The sequence below is a fragment of the Pseudomonas sp. 15A4 genome (assembly GCF_016925575.1).
Lineage (GTDB): Bacteria > Pseudomonadota > Gammaproteobacteria > Pseudomonadales > Pseudomonadaceae > Aquipseudomonas.
The window spans coordinates 2,844,512-2,862,280 of record NZ_CP068986.1; the positions used below are offsets into that span (position 1 = coordinate 2,844,512).

15 protein-coding genes are annotated in these 17,769 nt (G+C 61.1%); 6 read left to right on the top strand and 9 right to left on the bottom strand.

The window, feature by feature from the left end:
- Positions 1 to 20 precede the first annotated feature (20 nt).
- From JN403_RS12825 to JN403_RS12845, 5 genes are all read left to right on the top strand, one after another.
- Entirely contained in the window at positions 21 to 665 is a 645-nt protein-coding gene (locus JN403_RS12825) for a 2-haloalkanoic acid dehalogenase (RefSeq protein WP_205487303.1), read from the top strand.
- A 44-nt stretch (positions 666 to 709) separates the two neighbouring features.
- Complete coding sequence (locus JN403_RS12830; protein ID WP_003174918.1) at positions 710 to 1,198, top strand: Lrp/AsnC family transcriptional regulator; 489 nt, start codon at positions 710 to 712, stop codon at positions 1,196 to 1,198.
- A 174-nt stretch (positions 1,199 to 1,372) separates the two neighbouring features.
- A complete protein-coding gene (locus JN403_RS12835) occupies positions 1,373 to 2,332 on the top strand; it encodes an omptin family outer membrane protease (protein ID WP_205487190.1) in 960 nt (319 codons plus the stop codon).
- A gap of 335 nt (positions 2,333 to 2,667) precedes the next feature.
- On the top strand, positions 2,668 to 3,729 hold the full coding sequence (locus JN403_RS12840; protein ID WP_240356968.1) for a YCF48-related protein: 1,062 nt from the start codon (positions 2,668 to 2,670) through the stop codon (positions 3,727 to 3,729).
- Between the two features lie 26 nt (positions 3,730 to 3,755).
- On the top strand, positions 3,756 to 6,137 hold the full coding sequence (locus JN403_RS12845; protein WP_205487191.1) for an RND family transporter: 2,382 nt from the start codon (positions 3,756 to 3,758) through the stop codon (positions 6,135 to 6,137).
- Between the two features lie 276 nt (positions 6,138 to 6,413).
- Here JN403_RS12845 and JN403_RS12850 read toward each other — a convergent pair whose 3' ends face one another.
- Together JN403_RS12850 and JN403_RS12855 are read right to left on the bottom strand one after the other, a co-directional pair.
- The gene (locus JN403_RS12850; protein ID WP_205487192.1) at positions 6,414 to 7,265 is read right to left on the bottom strand and encodes a 3-hydroxybutyryl-CoA dehydrogenase; all 852 of its coding nucleotides are present in this window, start codon (positions 7,263 to 7,265) and stop codon (positions 6,414 to 6,416) included.
- 12 nt (positions 7,266 to 7,277) lie between these two features.
- Positions 7,278 to 8,462: an acetyl-CoA C-acyltransferase family protein gene (locus JN403_RS12855; protein WP_205482686.1), complete on the bottom strand. Its 1,185-nt coding sequence runs from the start codon at positions 8,460 to 8,462 to the stop codon at positions 7,278 to 7,280.
- Between the two features lie 189 nt (positions 8,463 to 8,651).
- Here JN403_RS12855 and JN403_RS12860 point away from each other — a divergent pair, with 189 nt between their 5' ends.
- Positions 8,652 to 9,713 carry an AraC family transcriptional regulator gene (locus JN403_RS12860; protein WP_205482688.1) on the top strand — a complete coding sequence of 354 codons (1,062 nt, stop codon included), beginning with the start codon at positions 8,652 to 8,654 and terminating at the stop codon, positions 9,711 to 9,713.
- Between the two features lie 87 nt (positions 9,714 to 9,800).
- On the opposite strand, the gene JN403_RS12865 is transcribed toward JN403_RS12860, so the two are convergent.
- Genes JN403_RS12865 through JN403_RS12895 form a run of 7 tightly spaced genes read right to left on the bottom strand, consistent with a single transcriptional unit; the run spans position 9,801 to position 17,763 of the window.
- Positions 9,801 to 10,382, bottom strand: coding sequence for a methyltransferase domain-containing protein (locus tag JN403_RS12865; protein WP_205482691.1), 582 nt, complete (start codon positions 10,380 to 10,382; stop codon positions 9,801 to 9,803).
- Between the two features lie 3 nt (positions 10,383 to 10,385).
- Positions 10,386 to 11,135, bottom strand: coding sequence for a TylF/MycF/NovP-related O-methyltransferase (locus JN403_RS12870; RefSeq protein ID WP_205482693.1), 750 nt, complete (start codon positions 11,133 to 11,135; stop codon positions 10,386 to 10,388).
- Positions 11,132 to 12,403 (bottom strand): ATP-grasp domain-containing protein, encoded by a 1,272-nt coding sequence (locus JN403_RS12875; RefSeq protein WP_205482695.1) that lies wholly within the window; start codon positions 12,401 to 12,403, stop codon positions 11,132 to 11,134. Before JN403_RS12875 ends, JN403_RS12870 begins: the two co-directional genes overlap by 4 nt.
- A 49-nt stretch (positions 12,404 to 12,452) precedes the next feature.
- Entirely contained in the window at positions 12,453 to 14,504 is a 2,052-nt protein-coding gene (locus tag JN403_RS12880; protein ID WP_205482697.1) for a glycosyltransferase family 2 protein, read from the bottom strand.
- Positions 14,501 to 15,991, bottom strand: a complete 1,491-nt coding sequence (locus JN403_RS12885; protein ID WP_205482698.1) for a hypothetical protein — start codon at positions 15,989 to 15,991, stop codon at positions 14,501 to 14,503. Before JN403_RS12885 ends, JN403_RS12880 begins: the two co-directional genes overlap by 4 nt.
- Before the next feature lie 7 nt (positions 15,992 to 15,998).
- Entirely contained in the window at positions 15,999 to 16,997 is a 999-nt protein-coding gene (locus tag JN403_RS12890) for a hypothetical protein (RefSeq protein WP_205482699.1), read from the bottom strand.
- Entirely contained in the window at positions 16,990 to 17,763 is a 774-nt protein-coding gene (locus JN403_RS12895) for a WbqC family protein (protein WP_205482700.1), read from the bottom strand. Before JN403_RS12895 ends, JN403_RS12890 begins: the two co-directional genes overlap by 8 nt.
- Between the last annotated feature and the right edge of the window lie 6 nt (positions 17,764 to 17,769).

A 17,769-nucleotide genomic window follows, 5' to 3' on the forward strand; every position in this document is an offset into this window, starting at 1 on the left:
CAGAATTGGGGCTGACCGGAATCGGGCTAACAGAGTACCGAGCGTTACTGATCGATTGCGACGAAGTGCTGGTGGATCGCGATTCGGGCGTCTGGGCCGCGCTGCAACCGCTGCTCGACAGCCGCGGCGGGCAACCGGCCAAAGATGAAGTGCTGGCGGAATTCAACGCCGTCGTTGCGACCCTGTATCCGCGCTTCGCCGAGCTGGGCTTCAGCGGCCTGTTGTGCTTCGCCCATCGCCAGCTCGCCGAAAAGTGGGGCCTGCACGCCAGTTGGGAGGAGGGCATGAGCTTCGCTCGTTCGGCGGCCAACTGGTCGCTGTTCGAAGACGCACCGGGGGCGATGCTGTACTTGCGCAAGTTCTATCGGCTGCTGGTGCGCGGCGACCGCGATGCCGAGGACCGTGGCGTGCTCTGCGAGCGGCTGGGAATTGCACCGGAAGATTTCATTTCCCTGGCCGAAGGTCCGCAATGGCTCACGGATCAGGGCGATCAGGTGCAACCGGTCCTGCACGTCACGGGACCGTCGGTCGACACGTTCGCCGGTCTGGACCGCTGCCTGATCGGCCGCCACCGGGCGCGTCAGCCTTCGCCCTGCGCGGCGGAATACTGCATTAACAGCATGGCTGACCTGGTGGCGCAGCATCAGCTGTCTTTACGGCGCTGATTTTGCTAGAAGATTGTCTTACAACGGCAGTCAAGAGGTACGTGATGGAAGGGCTCGTAAAACTGGATCGGATCGACATCAGTATCCTGGTCGAACTGCAGAAGGACGGCCGGATGACCAATGTCAGCCTCGCCGATGCCGTCGGCCTGTCCGCCAGCCCGTGCCTGCAACGGGTCAAGCGGCTGGAATCGGCTGGTTATATCTCCAGCTACAAAGCGCATCTGAACCTGGCCAAGATCACCGATTCGGTCACCGTCTTCACCGAAATCACCCTCAGCGACCACAAGCGCGAAGACTTCGCCAAGTTCGAATCCAACATCCGTCTAGTGGACGAAGTGCTGGAATGCCACCTGATCAGCGGCGGCTACGACTACCTGGTGCGCTTCATGACCCGCAGCATCCAGCACTATCAGGAAGTGGTGGAAAGCCTGCTCGACAAAAACATCGGAATCTCGAAGTACTTCAGCTACATCGTCATCAAGTCGCCGGTGCTCAAGGATGGGGTGCCGTTGCGCAAATTGTTGCGTCACTGAACACACCTTCGACGGCTTTGTAGGCAATTTCCCAACGCCAACGTTTAGCTTTCACGCAGTTCCTTCAGAACCGCCCGGCAGAGATTTCCTTCGCGGCGCTTCATCCTTTCGCTCCTTGTTCAGCTGCGTGCGGCGCTGGACAAAAATCTCAATAAGAAGAGTGCGGAGTGGGTGATGAAGGGCAGGAATACGCTGTTATGGGTAGGGCTGGCTGCGTTTAACGCCGAGGCGTTGGCCGAGGCGCAGACGACCCGCGAGGAGCGGTTCCAGCTGGGGGCGGTTGGGGTGAGCCTGGGGGTCGGGCTGTTGAATGGTCAGGCGCGGGAAAAGGTGTACGACGTTGAAAGCGGGCAGAAGATCAGCCAGTTGAACTGGAGCATGAAGCAGGTGCCGACACTGCATCTGGGCGTGAAGTACCAGCCGATAAACTGGCTGTCCCTTGATCTGAACGGCTGGACGCGGGTGGCGAAGGGCGATGGGCATCTGAAGGATTACGACTGGCTGGAGGAGGATCGCGGCGACTGGAGCCACTATTCCGATCATCCGGACACTCAGGTCAGCAAAGCCTGGCAGGCCGATTTCGCCGCCACCGCGTGGGCGCTCAAGCGTGAGGATGTGGCACTGGGTGTGATGCTCGGTTATCAGCGCAACCAGTTTGGTTGGTCGGCGAAAGGCGGGCGTTATACCTATTCGTCGGACGAAGGGTTCCGCGACGAGTCCGGAGAATTTCCGGCGGGGGAGAAAGGCATTTCCTATCAGCAGACCTACGACACGCCTTATGTGGGGCTGGTCGGTCTCTACCATTTTCGCAACTGGACGCTGGAAGGCAGGTTCAAATATAGCCAGTGGGTTCGGGCGCGGGATCACGATCGGCATCATGTCACCGGCGTTACCTACGACGGTGACTACGGGAACGACGGCCGCATGCAAAGTCTGGCGGTTGCGCTCAGTTACCGCATGAGTCCGCAGCTTTCGGTGAGGGCGGGTGTGGATCATCAGGTGTACGCCGAGGCGAAAGGCAGCACGCTGATCAAGGACACCCACAGCGGCGATCGCTTCCGTATCGCAGGTGACCCGGGCAGTCAGTCCGCCAGGACGACGATGTCCACGCTGGCGCTCACTTACGCTTTCTGAGCCAAGCCGACAACCGTGCTGGTGCCGAGCGGCCCGGCACCGTTGACGCCTGAATGGGAGCTCCACGGCCCAGCGATGCTACGCACGGTGAATTCGCTCAATCACTCCCAGTGATAACACGCCAATCAGCGCCCGCTGCTTAACAAAAGATAACGTCATGTCGATTGTCATACGTTTCCAAAGCTGACTAGGATGGGGTCGCTTCGGTACGGCCACGTCGCGTGCAGGCTAGAGCATCTGCGCGGCTGAAACGGCCTTCTGAAGCACCCAATAAAAATAAAGAAAGGGGTAGCTTCATGCGTGAGCCTGTCATTCGGCGCACTCGGTTTGCGGTCATTCGGGGCCAGTTCAACGCCCGGATGCTTTTCAAGAGCCTGCCTCTCCACGCTGCTCTGTCCCTGCTTCTCTCCTCGAACTTCTGCGGCGCCGCCCTGGCCGCTGATGGCACGCCCGCTGAGGCTCCTGCCAACGCTGGCGATTCCGCCGTCTACGCCCTCGAATCCGCGAAAGCTTCCCGCAGCCTGCTGCTGGACGTAACCCATGCCGGCAAGCGCATGGTCGCGGTGGGGGATCGTGGTCACATTCTCTATTCCGATGACCAGGGCAAAACCTGGACCCAGGCCAAAGTGCCAACCCGCCAGATGCTCACGGCGGTGTATTTCGTCGATGACCAGCACGGCTGGGCGGTGGGCCACGATGCGCAGATCCTCGCCAGCAGCGATGCCGGCGCCAGCTGGACAAAACAGTTCGAAGACCTCAAACGCGAAGCACCATTACTGGATGTCTGGTTCAAGGACCTCACTACCGGGATTGCCGTGGGTGCTTATGGTGCGGTGCTGGAAACCACCGACGGCGGCCAGCACTGGGAAGACATCGGCGACCGGCTGGACAACGAAGACCAGTTCCACCTCAACGGCATTGCCTACGTGAAGGACGCCGGCCTGTTCGTGGTCGGGGAACAGGGCAGCATGTTCCGCTCCCCGGACGACGGCCAGACCTGGGAAAAGCTCGAAGGCCCTTACCAGGGCTCGCTGTTCGGTGCGCTCGGCACGGCTGAATCCAACACGCTGTTGGTTTACGGCTTGCGCGGCAACCTGTTTCGTTCAACCGATTTCGGCACCACCTGGGAGCCCGTCCCGCTGCAGGGTGAGCGCGGCCCGCTGGAGTTCAGCATCGCCAATGCCTCGCTGATGCCCGACAACGCCATCGTGCTGGTCGGCAACGGCGGCAGCGTGATGCGCAGCACAGACGATGGCAAAAGCTTCACGGTTGCCAATCGCCCCGACCGGCTTTCCTTGTCCGGGGTGGCTGAGGACGATAAAGGCAATCTGGTTCTGGTAGGACAGGGCGGCGTTCGCGTCACCTCGCCGACGGGCGCTGACAGCGCTCAACAATAAGAACAAGCAGGCGAGGAACCGTTTCTATGAGCAACCTTCAACAGCATCACGACAAGCCGACGCGCCTGGAGCAGTTGATTTTCAACAACCGCAAGACGGTGATCGGCATCTGCCTGCTGGTCAGCGTCTTTCTGTTCTGGCAAGCGACGTTGGTGCGCCCGTCCACCAGCTTCGAAAAGATGATCCCGCTGGGTCATCCGTTCGTTCAGAACATGATGGAGCACCGCAACGACCTCGCGAACCTGGGCAACACCGTGCGCATCTCGGTGGAGGCCAAGCAGGGCGACATCTTTTCCAAGGAGTACATGGAGACTCTGCGCCAGATCAACGACGAGGTGTTCTACATTTCCGGCGTGGATCGCTCCGGGCTCAAATCGTTGTGGAGCCCCAGCGTGCGCTGGACCGAGGTGACGGAGGAGGGCTTTGCCGGCGGCGAGGTGATTCCGCAGAGCTACGACGGCTCGCAACAGAGCCTCGACAAGCTGCGCAATAACGTTCTCAAGTCGGGGCAGGTCGGGCGTCTGGTGGCCAACAACTTCAAGTCGAGCATCGTCGATGTGCCGCTGCAGGAGTTCTACCCGGACCCCAACGACCAGAGCAAACTGCTGCCGCTGGATTACCGCCAGTTCTCCCACCAGCTCGAAGAAAAGATCCGCGACAAGTACGAAGCGCAGAACCCCAACGTCGAGATTCACATCGTCGGTTTCGCCAAGAAGGTCGGCGACCTGATCGACGGTCTGATCATGGTGGTGATGTTCTTCGGCATCGCGTTCCTGATTACCCTGGTCCTGCTGATGTGGTTCACCCGCTGCGCCCGCAGCACCATCGCGGTGTTGAGCACCACGTTGATCGCCGTTATCTGGCAGCTGGGCCTGATGCATGTGGTGGGTTTCGGGCTCGATCCCTATTCAATGCTCGTGCCGTTTCTGATCTTCGCCATCGGTATTTCCCACGGCGTGCAGAAGATCAATGGCATCGCTCTGCAATCCAGCGACGCCGACAGCGCCCTCACCGCAGCACGTCGCACCTTTCGCCAGTTGTTCCTGCCGGGGATGATCGCCATTCTTGCGGACGCCGTCGGCTTCATCACGCTTCTGATCATCGACATCGGCGTGATCCGCGAGCTGGCCATCGGCGCGTCCATTGGCGTGGCGGTGATCGTGTTCACTAACCTGATCCTCTTGCCGGTGGCGATTTCCTACGCCGGCATCAGCAAAAAAGCGGTTGTGCGCAGTAAAGAGGATGCCGTGCGCGAGCATCCGTTCTGGCGTCTGCTGTCGAACTTCGCCGCACCGAAAGTTGCCCGGGTTTCTGTGGCCCTGGCACTGGTCGCGCTGGTGGGTGGCCTCTGGTACGGCCATAACCTGAAGATCGGCGACCTCGACCAAGGCGCGCCGGAGTTGCGGCCGGATTCGCGCTACAACCAGGACAACAGTTTCATCATCAACAATTATTCGACCAGTTCCGACGTGCTGGTGGTGATGGTCAAGACGCCGCCCGAGGGGTGCTCGGCGTATCAGACGCTGTCGGCGATGAACGAGCTGTCGTGGAAAATGGAGAACACGCCGGGGGTGCAATCGGCGATTTCGCTGGTGACCGTGTCCAAGCAGGTCATCAAGGGGATGAACGAGGGCAACCTGAAATGGGAGTCGCTATCGCGTAACAAGGACGTGCTCAACAGTTCGATTTCCCGCGCTGACGGTTTGTACAACAACACCTGTTCCCTGGCGCCGTTGCTGATTTTCCTCAACGACCACAAGGCGGAAACCCTCGATCGGGCCGTACATGCGGTGCAGGCGTTCGCTCAGCAGAACGACAAGGACGGCTTGGAGTTTCTGCTAGCGGCGGGTAACGCCGGGATAGAGGCGGCCACCAACGAAGTCATCAAGCAGGCCGAGCTGACCATTCTGATTCTGGTTTACGTGTGCGTGGCGGTGATGTGCATGATCACCTTCCGTTCATGGGCGGCGACGTTGTGCATCGTGCTGCCGCTGGTGCTGACGTCGGTGCTGGGTAACGCGCTGATGGCGTTCATGGGGATCGGCGTGAAAGTCGCGACCCTGCCGGTGGTGGCGCTCGGGGTGGGGATCGGGGTCGATTACGGGATTTACATCTACAGCCGACTGGAGAGTTTCCTGCGGGCGGGGTTGCCGTTGCAGGAAGCGTATTACCAGACCCTGAAATCCACAGGCAAAGCGGTGTTGTTCACCGGCCTGTGCCTGGCGATCGGGGTGTGCACCTGGATTTTCTCGGCCATCAAGTTCCAGGCGGACATGGGCCTGATGCTGACCTTCATGCTGCTGTGGAACATGTTCGGCGCCCTGTGGCTGCTGCCAGCGCTGGCGCGGTTCCTGATCAAGCCGGAGAAGATGGCGGGCAAGGTCGGCAATTCGCTGTTTTCCCATTGACGCACGCAGAGCTCTTGTAGGACCGGCTTCAGCCGGGAGGAGGCCGGTAGGATCATCCCAATATTTGCGGCGTGGCCACCGACGCTTTCCCGGCTAAAGCCGGTCCTACATTCGAGTACGCCGGAAGCTCACTGGATGCATGCGCTGTCCTAGTGGGACCGGCTTCAGCCGGGAAGAGGCCGGTAGGGTCATCCCAAAATTTGCGGCGTGACCACCGACGCTTTCCCGGCTAAAGCCGGTCCTTCCAGAAACACGCCGTCCCACATCCGGATTCACTCAGTTGTAAACAAAAAACCCACGCCCGGTCTTGCGGCCCAGATACCCCGCCGCGACCATTTCCTTGAGCAGCGGAGCAGGGCGGTATTTGCTGTCGTTGAAGCCTTCGTGGAACGCTTCGACAATCGCCAGCAAGGTGTCCAGCCCGATCAGGTCAGCCAGCGCCAGCGGGCCGATGGGCTGGTTGCAGCCCAGTCGCATGCCGTCGTCGATGTCCTGAGCGGTGGCCAGACCTTCCTGCAACACCAGAATCGCTTCGTTGATCATCGGCACCAGAATCCGGTTGACCACGAACCCCGGGCGGTTGCCGGCGGTGATCGCGGTCTTGTTCAATCGCTCGGCCAGCTTGATCGCCGCGATGTGGGTGGTGTCCGCCGTCTGCAGACCGCGAATGACCTCGATCAGGCTCATCATCGGCACGGGGTTGAAGAAGTGCAGGCCGATGAACCGGTCCGGGTGTTCGACGCTGGCGGCCAGTTGGGTGATCGACAGCGACGAGGTGTTCGAGGCGATAACGCAGTCGCGGTCGACATGGCTGGCGATCTGCTTGAGCAGGCGCAGCTTCAGCTCAAGGTTCTCGGTCGCCGCCTCGATCACCAGTTGCGCGCCATTCAACTGGCCGTAATCAGTGGTGACGCCGATGCGCCCCAGCGCGGCTTCGGCAAGCTCGGCGGTCACCGTCTGTTTGGTCACCTGCCGCTCGAGGTTCTTGCGCACCGTCGCCATGCCGCGTTCCAGTGCCGTGTCGGAAATGTCCAGCAGGGTCACGTCGAAACCGGCCACGGCGCAGACCTGCGCGATGCCGTTGCCCATGGTGCCAGCGCCGATTACAGCGATGTGTTGCATGCTCATCGACAAGCCTCCTTACACACGTTCGAAAATGACGGCGATGCCCTGGCCGCCGCCGATGCACATGGTCACCAGCGCATAGCGGCCTTGAATCCGGTGCAGTTCGTGAATCGCCTTGGTGGCGATGATCGCCCCCGTCGCGCCCACCGGATGGCCGAGGGAGATGCCCGAGCCGTTCGGGTTGACCTTCGCAGGATCAAAGCCTAGCTCACGGGCGACGGCGCAGGCCTGGGCGGCGAACGCTTCGTTGGATTCGATAACGTCCAGGTCCGCCACGGTCAGGCCGGCACGTTCCAGCACTTTGCGGCTGGCCGGAATCGGCCCCAGGCCCATCATCGATGGATCAACCCCGGCATGGGCATACGCCACCAGACGCGCCATCGGTGTGAGGCCGTGCTCGCGGATCATGTCGCCATTGGCCATGACCAGCGCCGCCGCGCCGTCGTTCAGGCCGGACGCGTTGCCGGCCGTTACGGTGCCGTCCTTCTTGAACGCGGTTTTCATCTTGTCCAGCTGTTCGGCGGTCACGTCGCCACGGACGTGCTCGTCCTGGGCGAAGGTCACCGTGCCTTTGCGCGTGGCGATCTCGATCGGCACGATCTGGCCCTCGAAACGCCCTTCGGCGATGGCGTGGGCGGCGCGCTGCTGGCTGGTCAGCGCCAGGGCGTCCTGATCGGCACGGGTGATGCCGTAGTGCTCGGCGATGTTCTCGGCGGTGATGCCCATGTGGATGTTGGCGAACGGGTCGTGCAACGCGCCGAGCATGTAGTCGTACGCCTGCACGTTACCCATGCGCGCGCCCCAACGGGCCTGGGGCATGATGTACGCGCCACGGCTCATGGATTCGGCGCCACCGGCCAGCACGGCCTGGGCGTCGCCGAGCATCAGCGATTGTGCCGCCGAGACGATGGCTTGCAGGCCCGAACCGCACAGGCGATTGACGTTCATGGCAGGCGTTTCTTTGGTGAGGCCGGCGTCGAGGGCGATGACGCGGGAAAGATAGGCGTCGCGCACTTCGGTGGGGATCACGTGGCCCATGACCACATGGCCGATGTGCTCCGGTGCGATCCCGGATTTCGCCAGCGCGGCGCGGCTGACCTGGGTGCCCAGTTCGATGGGGGAGACATCCTTGAGGGAACCGCCGAATCCACCGATGGCGGTACGCAGTGCGCTGACGACGAAAACTTCGGGTGTGCTCATGGCGACTCCTGACACGTATTGGAATTGTGGGGGCCGCACCGCGAAACGGGATTTCGGCCGGTGCTGACTGCGGGCAAGTCTAGATCGGCGTTCGGGACGGGCCTATGCCGAAACTGTCCAGATGGGCTGGCGTTCTTTACCATCAGCGCCTGATCCGTGGCGCACCATTGAAAAAAGGGAAAAGCGGTCATGCGGGAAAAGGATTCAGTGTCGATCTACTTCGTCCAGTTGATCGTCCATGCGCTGCGCGACCAGCCGCTGCGTTTGCAGTCGGTTTTGCAGGCGGCGGAAATCGACATGGCGCTGCTCGACGACCCCACGGCGCGGGTCTCGGCCAGTGCGTTTGCGGCGTTGTGGCTGATTCAGATCAAGGAACTGGGCGACGAGTTTTTCGGCCTCGATTCCCACGGCATGCCCCTGGGCAGCTTCGCCCTGATCTGCCGGGGGTTGATTCAGGAACCCAACCTGGAAAAGGCCCTGCGCCAGTGCCTGAGCAATTTCGGCCTGTTCCTGCGCGACTTTCGCGGCAGCCTCATCATTCGTGGCCCTCGCGCGCTGCTCGCGGTGGACACCACGACGGACGATCCGGTCCGGCAGCGCTTCGGTGAAGAGACGTTTCTGCTGCTGATGATCAGCCTGCTGTGCTGGCTCGGCGGGCGCCGCATCAGCATCGACCGCGCGCAGTTTCGCCAGCGCCGTCAGCGGCTCAGCGACGATTCTCTGTTGTGGGGTTTCAACCTGAGTTTTGGCGAGCCGCGCACCGAGATCGAGTTTTCCAGCCACTACCTGCGTCTGCCGGTGGTGCAGTCGTTGCCGTCGCTCAAATCATTTTTGCGCACCGCGCCGCAGTGGCTGGTCATCCGCTACCGCAACCAGCGCGGGCTGGCGGCGCAAGTCTATCAACGCCTGCGCAACAGCCATTACGGACACTGGCCGACGCTGCTGGAAATGGCCGACGAGCTGAAGCTCAGCGCCACCACGTTCCGCCGTCGGCTGGAGCGTGAGGGCTGCGCGTTTCAGGGGATCAAGGACGACGTGCGGCGCGGCATCGCCCAGCAGAAGCTGCGCGACACTGAACTGAGCGTGGTCGAGATCGCGTCACTGGTGGGGTTTCAAGAGCCCAGCGCGTTCCACCGGGCGTTCAAGAAATGGACGGGGAAAGCCCAGGGGCGTATCGATCGCGGGATGCAGGGCTCACGCTCCGGGCTGTCGAGGATCACGGTCTTTCATAAACGCCGAGCCAGGAACTGATGACCTCGAGGCGCCCGTCGCTGGCGCGCCAGGCCATGTCGAAAAGCGTGTTCACCCGCTGAGTGAAGCCGTGCCACGGGCTGCTCTTTACGTAAAACGACCGCCACTTGCGGGTGCGGTATGGGTCTTTGAAAAATGGATGTCGCGCAGCACCAGTCGTTCGGAGGCGCCGAACGACAACGGCGAGCTCGACTGGCCGAACGCGTGGCGGATGCTCTGGGGGTAGTAAGGTCTGATGTGGGAGAAATCGTAGAAGAACCGTTCACCGAGCACTGGACAGACAATGATCAAGCGGCCCTTGTCGGCCAGCAGCGTGATCAGGCGATCAAGCAGGGGCATCAGTTTTTCCGGTGGCAAATGCTCGATCAAATGGCTCAGGAAAATCACGTCGAACGTCCCCGAGAAACGGGACATGTCATCTTCGTGGCTGGCGTCGATGCCCTGGCTGATGGCTTTCTCGATGTACTGGGGATTGACGTCCACGCCGCTGATTTTCATGTTGAGTGACTTGAACAGCGGCCAGTATTTGCCGGTGCCGAATCCGTAATCAAGAACCGTGAGTGGCCGGTCAGCTGCGCCGGCCCAGCCACTCAGCAACTCTTTTATGCGAATCCCTTCCAATGTCTGGTAATGGGCCGGGTGCAATCGTTCAGCGCTGTCATGAGCCATAGGTCACGCCCTCAACTTGATGAAAACGGCGTGGCCATTCAGATTCTGGAACAGAAAGAAGTCCGGATTCTTTGCAATTTCCTGTACCAGCTCGGCCACGCCCTCGCAGCCCCAGGTGCCGTAATCGTCAAACACCACCACGCCGTGCACGCTCAGGCGCGGGCTGACCCATTCGAAAACGTCCTTGGCTGACAGGTAGGTGTCGACGTCGATATGGCAGAAGGCGAACAGATTGTGCTCGATCCGGTGAGCGCTTTCTTCCGGAAAAATACCCGTGAGGATCTCGACGTTCGCCGTCACCTCCAGTTTGCCCATCAGCCCCATCACGGCCTCTATCGAGGTGTCGGCGTGTTCGCCACCCCGGTAGAGGGTGTCATTTGCGCCGGCCTTGACCACCCCTTGAAAGGTGTCGCACAGGTAGATCTTCCGGGGCGATGAAAAGCGTTTAAGCATGCTGGCGATCAAGCCACCTGTGCCGCCTTTCCAGACGCCCACTTCGAGCGCGGCGCCGGGGACGTGCTCAAGCTGGCGCACCAGCGTCCAGAGTTCGTAGCAGCGATAGATATCCACCAGCGTGGCGTGCTGGAGGGTCTCGTAGGCCTTCATGAACGCCTGATCGCTGTACCAGGGCGAGTACGTTGCACGGGAAATCAGCACCGAATGCGGGTGTTGTTCCGCCAGCGGCTTGATCTCTGTGTCACGTAACGCGCGCAGAAGATAACGGCGCAGCTTGTCGAACTTGAATGACTTCAAAGGAAAAACTCCAGGGCATCTACATCAAACACCGGGATGCCGCATGTCGTCGCCACGTCCAGTCTTTCCGGAAAGTGGTTGTCAACGAAAATGGCGCGTCCATGAATGAAAGCTGATTTCTTCTCGCCGTTGTCGAGGTGGATGATTTCGGCAAACAGATGCGGATCTATACGCGCCTCACCCAGTGCATCCAGAGGGTTGCCGACGTGGCGAGTGATCAGGATCAACCGTTTGCCTTTGGCGAGCATGCGGTAAAGGAAATACAGGGTCGAGGGAATGGCTCTGCCGTCCTTTATCACGGTCTCGTCGAAATCGATGTAGACCGTGTCGAAGTCTTCATCCAGTTCGGCCAGCGTGGTGATGCGGCGCTCGACCAGATTGACGCCAGACACGGGCAAAGCGATTACGTCGCGGCCCAGGTAATCGAGCACGGTCATAAGTGGCAGATTGATCCCTCTGGCACGCTGGGTGACCATTGCCCCGGCCACCCGACAGCTGACTTCCAGCAGTTTCCATGAGCCGGCAGTGTCTTTTTTAAGCTGGAAGAACCAGGGGCCACGCAGCGTCAGGCGTTGGTTGATCAGCTGCCCGATGGCCTCGATTTCCGCAGACAGTGCCACGGGACGACAACGCATGGCGATGCCGGCGCGAACGCGTTCGCGGGTTCGCGGACCGAGCCAGACGATACGGTGGTTTCGATCGGTGAAGCAGTCAACGGTGATTTCTTCCCCGGGCAGGTACTCTACGAGTAACGGCGCCGCCAGTTGCGCCGACGCAGCGTCGGCCTCTGCAACGGTCTGCACAATGCGCACGCCCTGGCCGCCCTGGCCCGTGTCCGGCTTGACCACCACCGGCCAATGCTCGACGTGCTCAACCGACCGGTACAGGGTCGGTGTCCACGGCTGGTCAGCAAACAGGTCGTAGGTCAGCGCTTTATGTCGGCTGGTCAGCGATGCCTCAGGGTCACCGTTTACCAGCGCCACCTTCCACCCGGTGACCCGTGTCGACAGATAATGCTGAACGCTGTCGTGGGTGGCGAATACCAGTTGAATGTCCCACTGAGCCAAGAGAGCTGCGAATCTGGCGTCGAACTCTTGCGCGTCGATGCGCGGCAGATCGCCTGCGTAGTGGGTAAACAGAAAGCGCCCATGGTCATCTACGCTGGAGGCGCCAAACAGATTGACGTGGACCGAGTGCATCAGGGCCTGGTGTATCTCCGAGGCGTTTTCCGATCCGCACGGAAAGACCAGCACATTCACGGCTGCCATGGCGTTGGTTCCTGTGCAGAGCACTCAAGGGTCTTGGGGTGCGTTGGCATCATTCAGGTAACCAGCTCTGGAGCGAGTCGCGCGCAGTACCTGGAGTGCTGATCCACGCGCTGCGCACTGCGGTGCACAACGTCTGGCCTTCCTGCCTGCCGGCTTCGCGGTCCGCCAGGCGCATGCGGATTTCGCGCACCCACAGCGCTGCCTCGTTGAGCAGGCGCGTCATGGGCAACGATCCACGCATGCCTTCGACATCGCTGGTGATCACTGGCACTGCGCAGGCCCCGTACTCAAGCGCCATCACGTTGCTGCGGCAGTGATTGGCAACGCTCAGCGTCATGGGCAGCAACGCCAGGTCCAGGCTCAGCGCGCTTAACGTCGCCGGGTCATCCTGCGTGTGGGCGTCCAGATGCATCTCGTGCGCGTACTTGCGCAAGGCGACCGGCGCCTTGCCCAAAAAGATCCAGTCGACCTCACCGGCAAGGGCTTTGACGATCGCTTCGACCATCAGGGTTTCGGCGCCTGCGGCCGCTCCCATGAAGCAGGCAACGCGAGGCCGCTGAGTCAATCGCGGCGTGCATTGAACCTGGCTCCAGCTGGCAGGCAGCAAGGTGGGCACCACGCGAATATCCTGATGACGCCCCGCGAACAGTCCGGCGAGGGCCGGCGTCGGTACCACCAGTCGGTCAACGTAGCCCAACGCTTCTTTCAACGATTGTTCGATGTCCACGCCCAGCCCGTTGACCTGACCTGTGATGTCCAGACCCGCCGGGTACTGATCCATGTCCAGCACCTTGAACGCGCCCGAGAACGCATGAATTTTGCGCATCATCTGCAGGCGCGGCGCGTCGATGCGCCGTTGCAGGACGATGACGTCCGGCCGGTACTGCTGCAATTCCACTTCGCTGAGCAACTGACGACTGATCATCCCGTCGACTTCGCCGCTGCTGCGCAGTGCGTCGAACGGCTGGGCGAGCCGCCGGCTGGCTGAGGGCTGCGAGTCCGCCGGATGCGCGAGCAGGACGGGAAGCGGTCGCCACGAAAGCGGGTTCCAGGACAAACGGGATCGGCGGTCAAAATGAAAGGCTCCGCCGCCGAGGGACAAGTTACGGTTGTACGCCGGGTCGGCGGCCAGAACAGGCAACCATTTCGAATACATGTAGGCCTGCTCGGCGGTAAATCGCTCAAGCTTGCTTTCAAACGTTGCGATGTCGACGGCGTTCTGGCTGACACTGCCTTCATGCAGCAGACACGCGTGCGGCGTCCACACCGTGAGATAGCCCAGCGCACCGACCTTCAGGCACAGGTCGACGTCGTTGTAGGAGACCGTGAGATGTTCCTCGTCGAGGCCGCCGACCTCCTCATAGACGGATTTGCGGATCATCAGGCAGGCCGCCGTGACGACGCTGTAATTCTGGTCCACCAGCAGTCGCTGCATGTAACCGGACGCGTCCGCCGCGAATCCGATGAACGGGTGAGCCGCAGGTCCTTCAAGTCCCACGATGACCCCAGCGTGTTGAATGTTGCCGCTGGGGTAGAGCAGCTTCGCACCGACGATACCGACTTCCGGCCGCAGCGCATGGTTGAGCAACGCGTCCAGCCAGTCATCCTGCAGGATCGCTGTGTCGTTGTTCAGCAGCACCAGGTATTCGCCGTTGGCATGGCGCGCTGCCAGGTTGTTGATCGCGGAATAATTGAAGGCGTGCGGATAGCGCAGCACGCGGACCTTCTGCCCGCCAATGGCTTCTATTTCGGAGAGCCAGGCCACGGCATCAGCAGCTGCGCTGTTGTTGTCGACGATGATGATTTCGTACTGAAAGTAGCGGGTTTTTTCCAGAATGCTTTCGACACAGCGCTGCAGCAGGTGCAGCTGGTCCTTGGTCGGAATGATGATCGAAACCAGAGGCTGATCGACATGGCCGTATTTGACATGGTAATGCCGGCCCGGGCCTTGCTCGATGGCATGCTGGGGATAACCACGGCGGTTCAAATGCTGGCTGAGGGCGGCGACTTCGTCGGGGTTTTCATCCAGGGTCGGCGTTTCGCAGATCAGCAGGGGTTCGGCCACGTGTTCCACGGACTGCAAGCCGTTTTGCTCGATCATGCGCAGGATCGTGTCGAATTCCAGCGCCTGCGGCAGGTCGGGATCAAACCCGCCGGCCGCAAAAACGCATCACGACGCATGAACCAGTGGCCGGCGGTAATGACAGGCAGGCTCAGCAGGAAATCCAGGTTCATATCAGGTCTGAACGCGGCGCCCAGGGTTTTGCCCGAGCGGTGAATTTCATCGCAGAAGATCAGGCTGGCCTGGGTCTCGGACAGGCGAGGTTCCAGGCATGTGATGCCGCTCGGCAGGAGCACGTCGCCGGCGCGTAACACCAGCAACCACTGCGCGTCGCTCTCTTGAAAACGCGCGTTGATCCGCGCTGCCGTTTCGCCAGCCGTTTCCCACTGAGTGCCGAACGTCAAGTCAGGCGGACAGGTCAGGGCGCTGTAAACCACTTGCTTCACGTCGCGTTCTGCCAGGCTCTGCCAGGCATCGAGGCTCGCCAGCGTCGCGTTCAGCGCTTCGGGTTCGGCGTCTGGGTCCACGACGGCAACGAGCACGTCCGGGCGCGGCAGCGTGGCCAGATGGTCAGCCATCAGCCGTCGCTGCGCAGGGGTCAGGGTGCGGTCTTTCAGCCAGTGTTCAATGGAGGGCTGCAACGTAAGCTGGCGCTCGCCGGCCGCTTGCTGCGTCAGGTCGATGAAACCCTGAAGCTGGCCCCAGAACGCGCTCTCCATTTCCAGCCAGATGCCATAGACGCCCGCAACAGTGTCACGGGCCCGTTCGAATCCGCCCGGCTCATCGTGCAACGTCGCGCCCAGGTCGCCGATGTAGCTGGTGAACGGAAGTGCCTGTATGTGCTCGCCCTTGAAGTAGATCACCGGGCAGCCGCACAACATGGCTTCCGTGCAAATGGTAGAGACTTCAAAGGAATACAGCGCTTTGGCGCACTTGAAAATCTCCGCCAGCTCGGCGAGGGTTTTGGCATTTTTGAAGGTGAGCAGTTCCACGTCTTCGGGCAGCAGGTCGAAGTCAATCTGGTCGTGGGGGTAGCGATGCAGATACAGGTAGCTTTTGGTCCGTTCGGTGGGCTGGTCAGGCGGGCAAAACAGCTGCGAATCGATCACCGGCAGGGTCAACATGTTGCCCTGGGACGTGCTGTCCATGAAGTCTTCGGCGTAATAGAAAAACAGATCGGTGTCGGCGGCGCCCACATCGCGCCCGTTCAGAAAACCTTCGCGATTGAGGATGTAACGCACGACCACCGCGCTGCCCAGCGGGTTGCCGTCGATCACCTCGGGGTAGACGGCAATGGGTACCCGGCTTGCTCGTCGGTGCTGTTCCATGATCGCTTCCGTCAGGAACGGCGTGCGCAGTTGCGGATTGACCACGTCGCAGAGCGCCACATAGGCCTCATGCCCCGAGACGTTGAGGGCGTGGCAGAGGTAATGCATCACGCAGATGCCGGAAGAGGTCTCACGGTAATTGGGTGCGTAGATGTAGTACGGGTTCGCGATTTGCTGATGCAAACTGTGGCGAGTCATTGTCGTTTTACTTCCAGGGTTTGATCGCAGGGCGCGGATAACTGTTGATGACGATTGCAGCGAGTCTGTTCATGTCTTCGGCGCCGTAGCGCTGATCAATCGGCAGCGGTAAGAGCCTGCCTGCCAGTTCTCGCTCCAGCGCCGGAGCGCCAGGGTCCGACAGCACTTCTCGCCAATAGCACGGCACATATACCCGCTCATTCAGCAACGCCTCGCGGATGCGTGCGGCCTCGTCGGGATCTTGCGCAATGAACGGGTAACAGAGCGCCGGTGCAGAGGCGAGGCTCATCGCACCGAGATCATTGACCGGGCCGAGGGCGTCGTGCAGCCGGGAGAAATTTTCCTGACGCCGACGCTTGATGTGAGGGTAGTCGATGCTGTCGAGCAGGCGCGTGGTGGCAGCAGACATCCCGCGCACACCTTCCGCACCGAGTGCGTGTTCAACGTCGAGAAAGGCCGCGTAGTGCGCTTCCGGTGGACCAGCGAGACGGCCGAGCAAGGCCTCGAACCGATCGGCCGATTGTCCAGGCGTGATCGATGGGAGATCGACCGGGCCGTTCACCAACCAGCCGCCGTCGGGCACGCCCACGAACTTGCGAGGGGAATAGAGCGTCGGGACGCCCATTTCGGCGGCGCTGAAGAGTGACTGCGAATTGTCGACGATCAAACCGTGACGGAGCCGTTTGACCAGGGTGTCGTGGATGTACGCGTCCTTGAGCCCAAAATAATTGACGTAAAGAAACGCGTCTTCGGCGGCCAGAGAGGGCAGGCTGGCAGGCTCCAGTGCGGCATCCAGGCCGTAACGCACAACCTCGACATCAATGGCTCGTGCGGCGTCGGGCATGACCGCGCACAAGTAATGCGGTAACCAGACCCTGCGAACCTTCTGCGCGAGCAGCAGCGCCTGAAACGCCGAGCGTGCGAGGTTGTAAGCACGGGCACCTGGTAGAAGCGCCTGACCGCTGCGCAGTTCCAGCTCGAAGAAGCCGCCCATGGCCTTATCCATCGATGACTTTCCCGCGCCGGGCCCAGGTGCTCACGGTGTCCAGTTCGTTGAACATCAGCAAGTCGAGGATCGAGAGCGCGGGCACGAACGGTTTACCCAGCTGCTCGTAAGCGCGAAGTTCGGGTTCGAGGAGTTCCAGCGCGTAACCGGCGTTGGCGAACTCAACGCTGTCATACATCGCGCCACCTGCAACCGGGTTGAGATAACGGGTGCCGCCGATCGCCCTGATCGTCTCGAGCACGCGCTCCTGCCCTTTGGCATGGGAAACCGGCGCCCATTCACTGGCCCGAACGATTGGGGTGTGAATGCGCAACAGGCTGCAGCACGAGCGCAGCGCCAGCTCATTGAACTCGGCGATGTTGTGTGCCGGCAATTTCAACAGCGCTTCGAGCCAGGTCAGCGTGCGCTCAGCGTGGGGTGCCTTGCGGTACGCAAACGCGAGGCGGCTCATGATGGCGTCGATATCAAAGTGTGGCGAAATCTGGCGTTGATTGATCAACTGCGAGTGACTGCCCTTTGCCAGCGGCAAGCCAAACCACTTCGGCTCGCCCTCCAGCAGGTAACGGTTGCGCTCGATCCAGCCGTTCTTGATGAACTGCACGTTGTCGTACAGCACGAAACAGTCGCTCGCGGCGATCAGCTGAAAGTAACCCAGGTAAGGAAGAAAGTACGGTTGCATCAGGGCCACACGGCCCTGATCCAGAAGTGCATGGTCGTTGGACCGCTGATCAAGCCCGGCAGGGCTATGGGTAGGGGCGATGAGCACGGGTTG

What these genes read in the sequence shown, in the direction of transcription:
- JN403_RS12830 (WP_003174918.1), top strand. Translation starts at nt 710, where the DNA reads ATGGAAGGGCTCGTAAAACTGGATCGGATCGACATCAGTATCCTGGTC.
- JN403_RS12835 (WP_205487190.1), top strand. Translation starts at nt 1,373, where the DNA reads ATGAAGGGCAGGAATACGCTGTTATGGGTAGGGCTGGCTGCGTTTAAC.
- JN403_RS12845 (WP_205487191.1), top strand. Translation starts at nt 3,756, where the DNA reads ATGAGCAACCTTCAACAGCATCACGACAAGCCGACGCGCCTGGAGCAG.
- JN403_RS12850 (WP_205487192.1), bottom strand. Translation starts at nt 7,265, where the DNA reads ATGAGCATGCAACACATCGCTGTAATCGGCGCTGGCACCATGGGCAAC.
- JN403_RS12855 (WP_205482686.1), bottom strand. Translation starts at nt 8,462, where the DNA reads ATGAGCACACCCGAAGTTTTCGTCGTCAGCGCACTGCGTACCGCCATC.
- JN403_RS12860 (WP_205482688.1), top strand. Translation starts at nt 8,652, where the DNA reads ATGCGGGAAAAGGATTCAGTGTCGATCTACTTCGTCCAGTTGATCGTC.
- JN403_RS12865 (WP_205482691.1), bottom strand. Translation starts at nt 10,382, where the DNA reads ATGGCTCATGACAGCGCTGAACGATTGCACCCGGCCCATTACCAGACA.
- JN403_RS12875 (WP_205482695.1), bottom strand. Translation starts at nt 12,403, where the DNA reads ATGGCAGCCGTGAATGTGCTGGTCTTTCCGTGCGGATCGGAAAACGCC.
- JN403_RS12880 (WP_205482697.1), bottom strand. Translation starts at nt 14,504, where the DNA reads ATGATCGAGCAAAACGGCTTGCAGTCCGTGGAACACGTGGCCGAACCC.
- JN403_RS12885 (WP_205482698.1), bottom strand. Translation starts at nt 15,991, where the DNA reads ATGACTCGCCACAGTTTGCATCAGCAAATCGCGAACCCGTACTACATC.
- JN403_RS12890 (WP_205482699.1), bottom strand. Translation starts at nt 16,997, where the DNA reads ATGGATAAGGCCATGGGCGGCTTCTTCGAGCTGGAACTGCGCAGCGGT.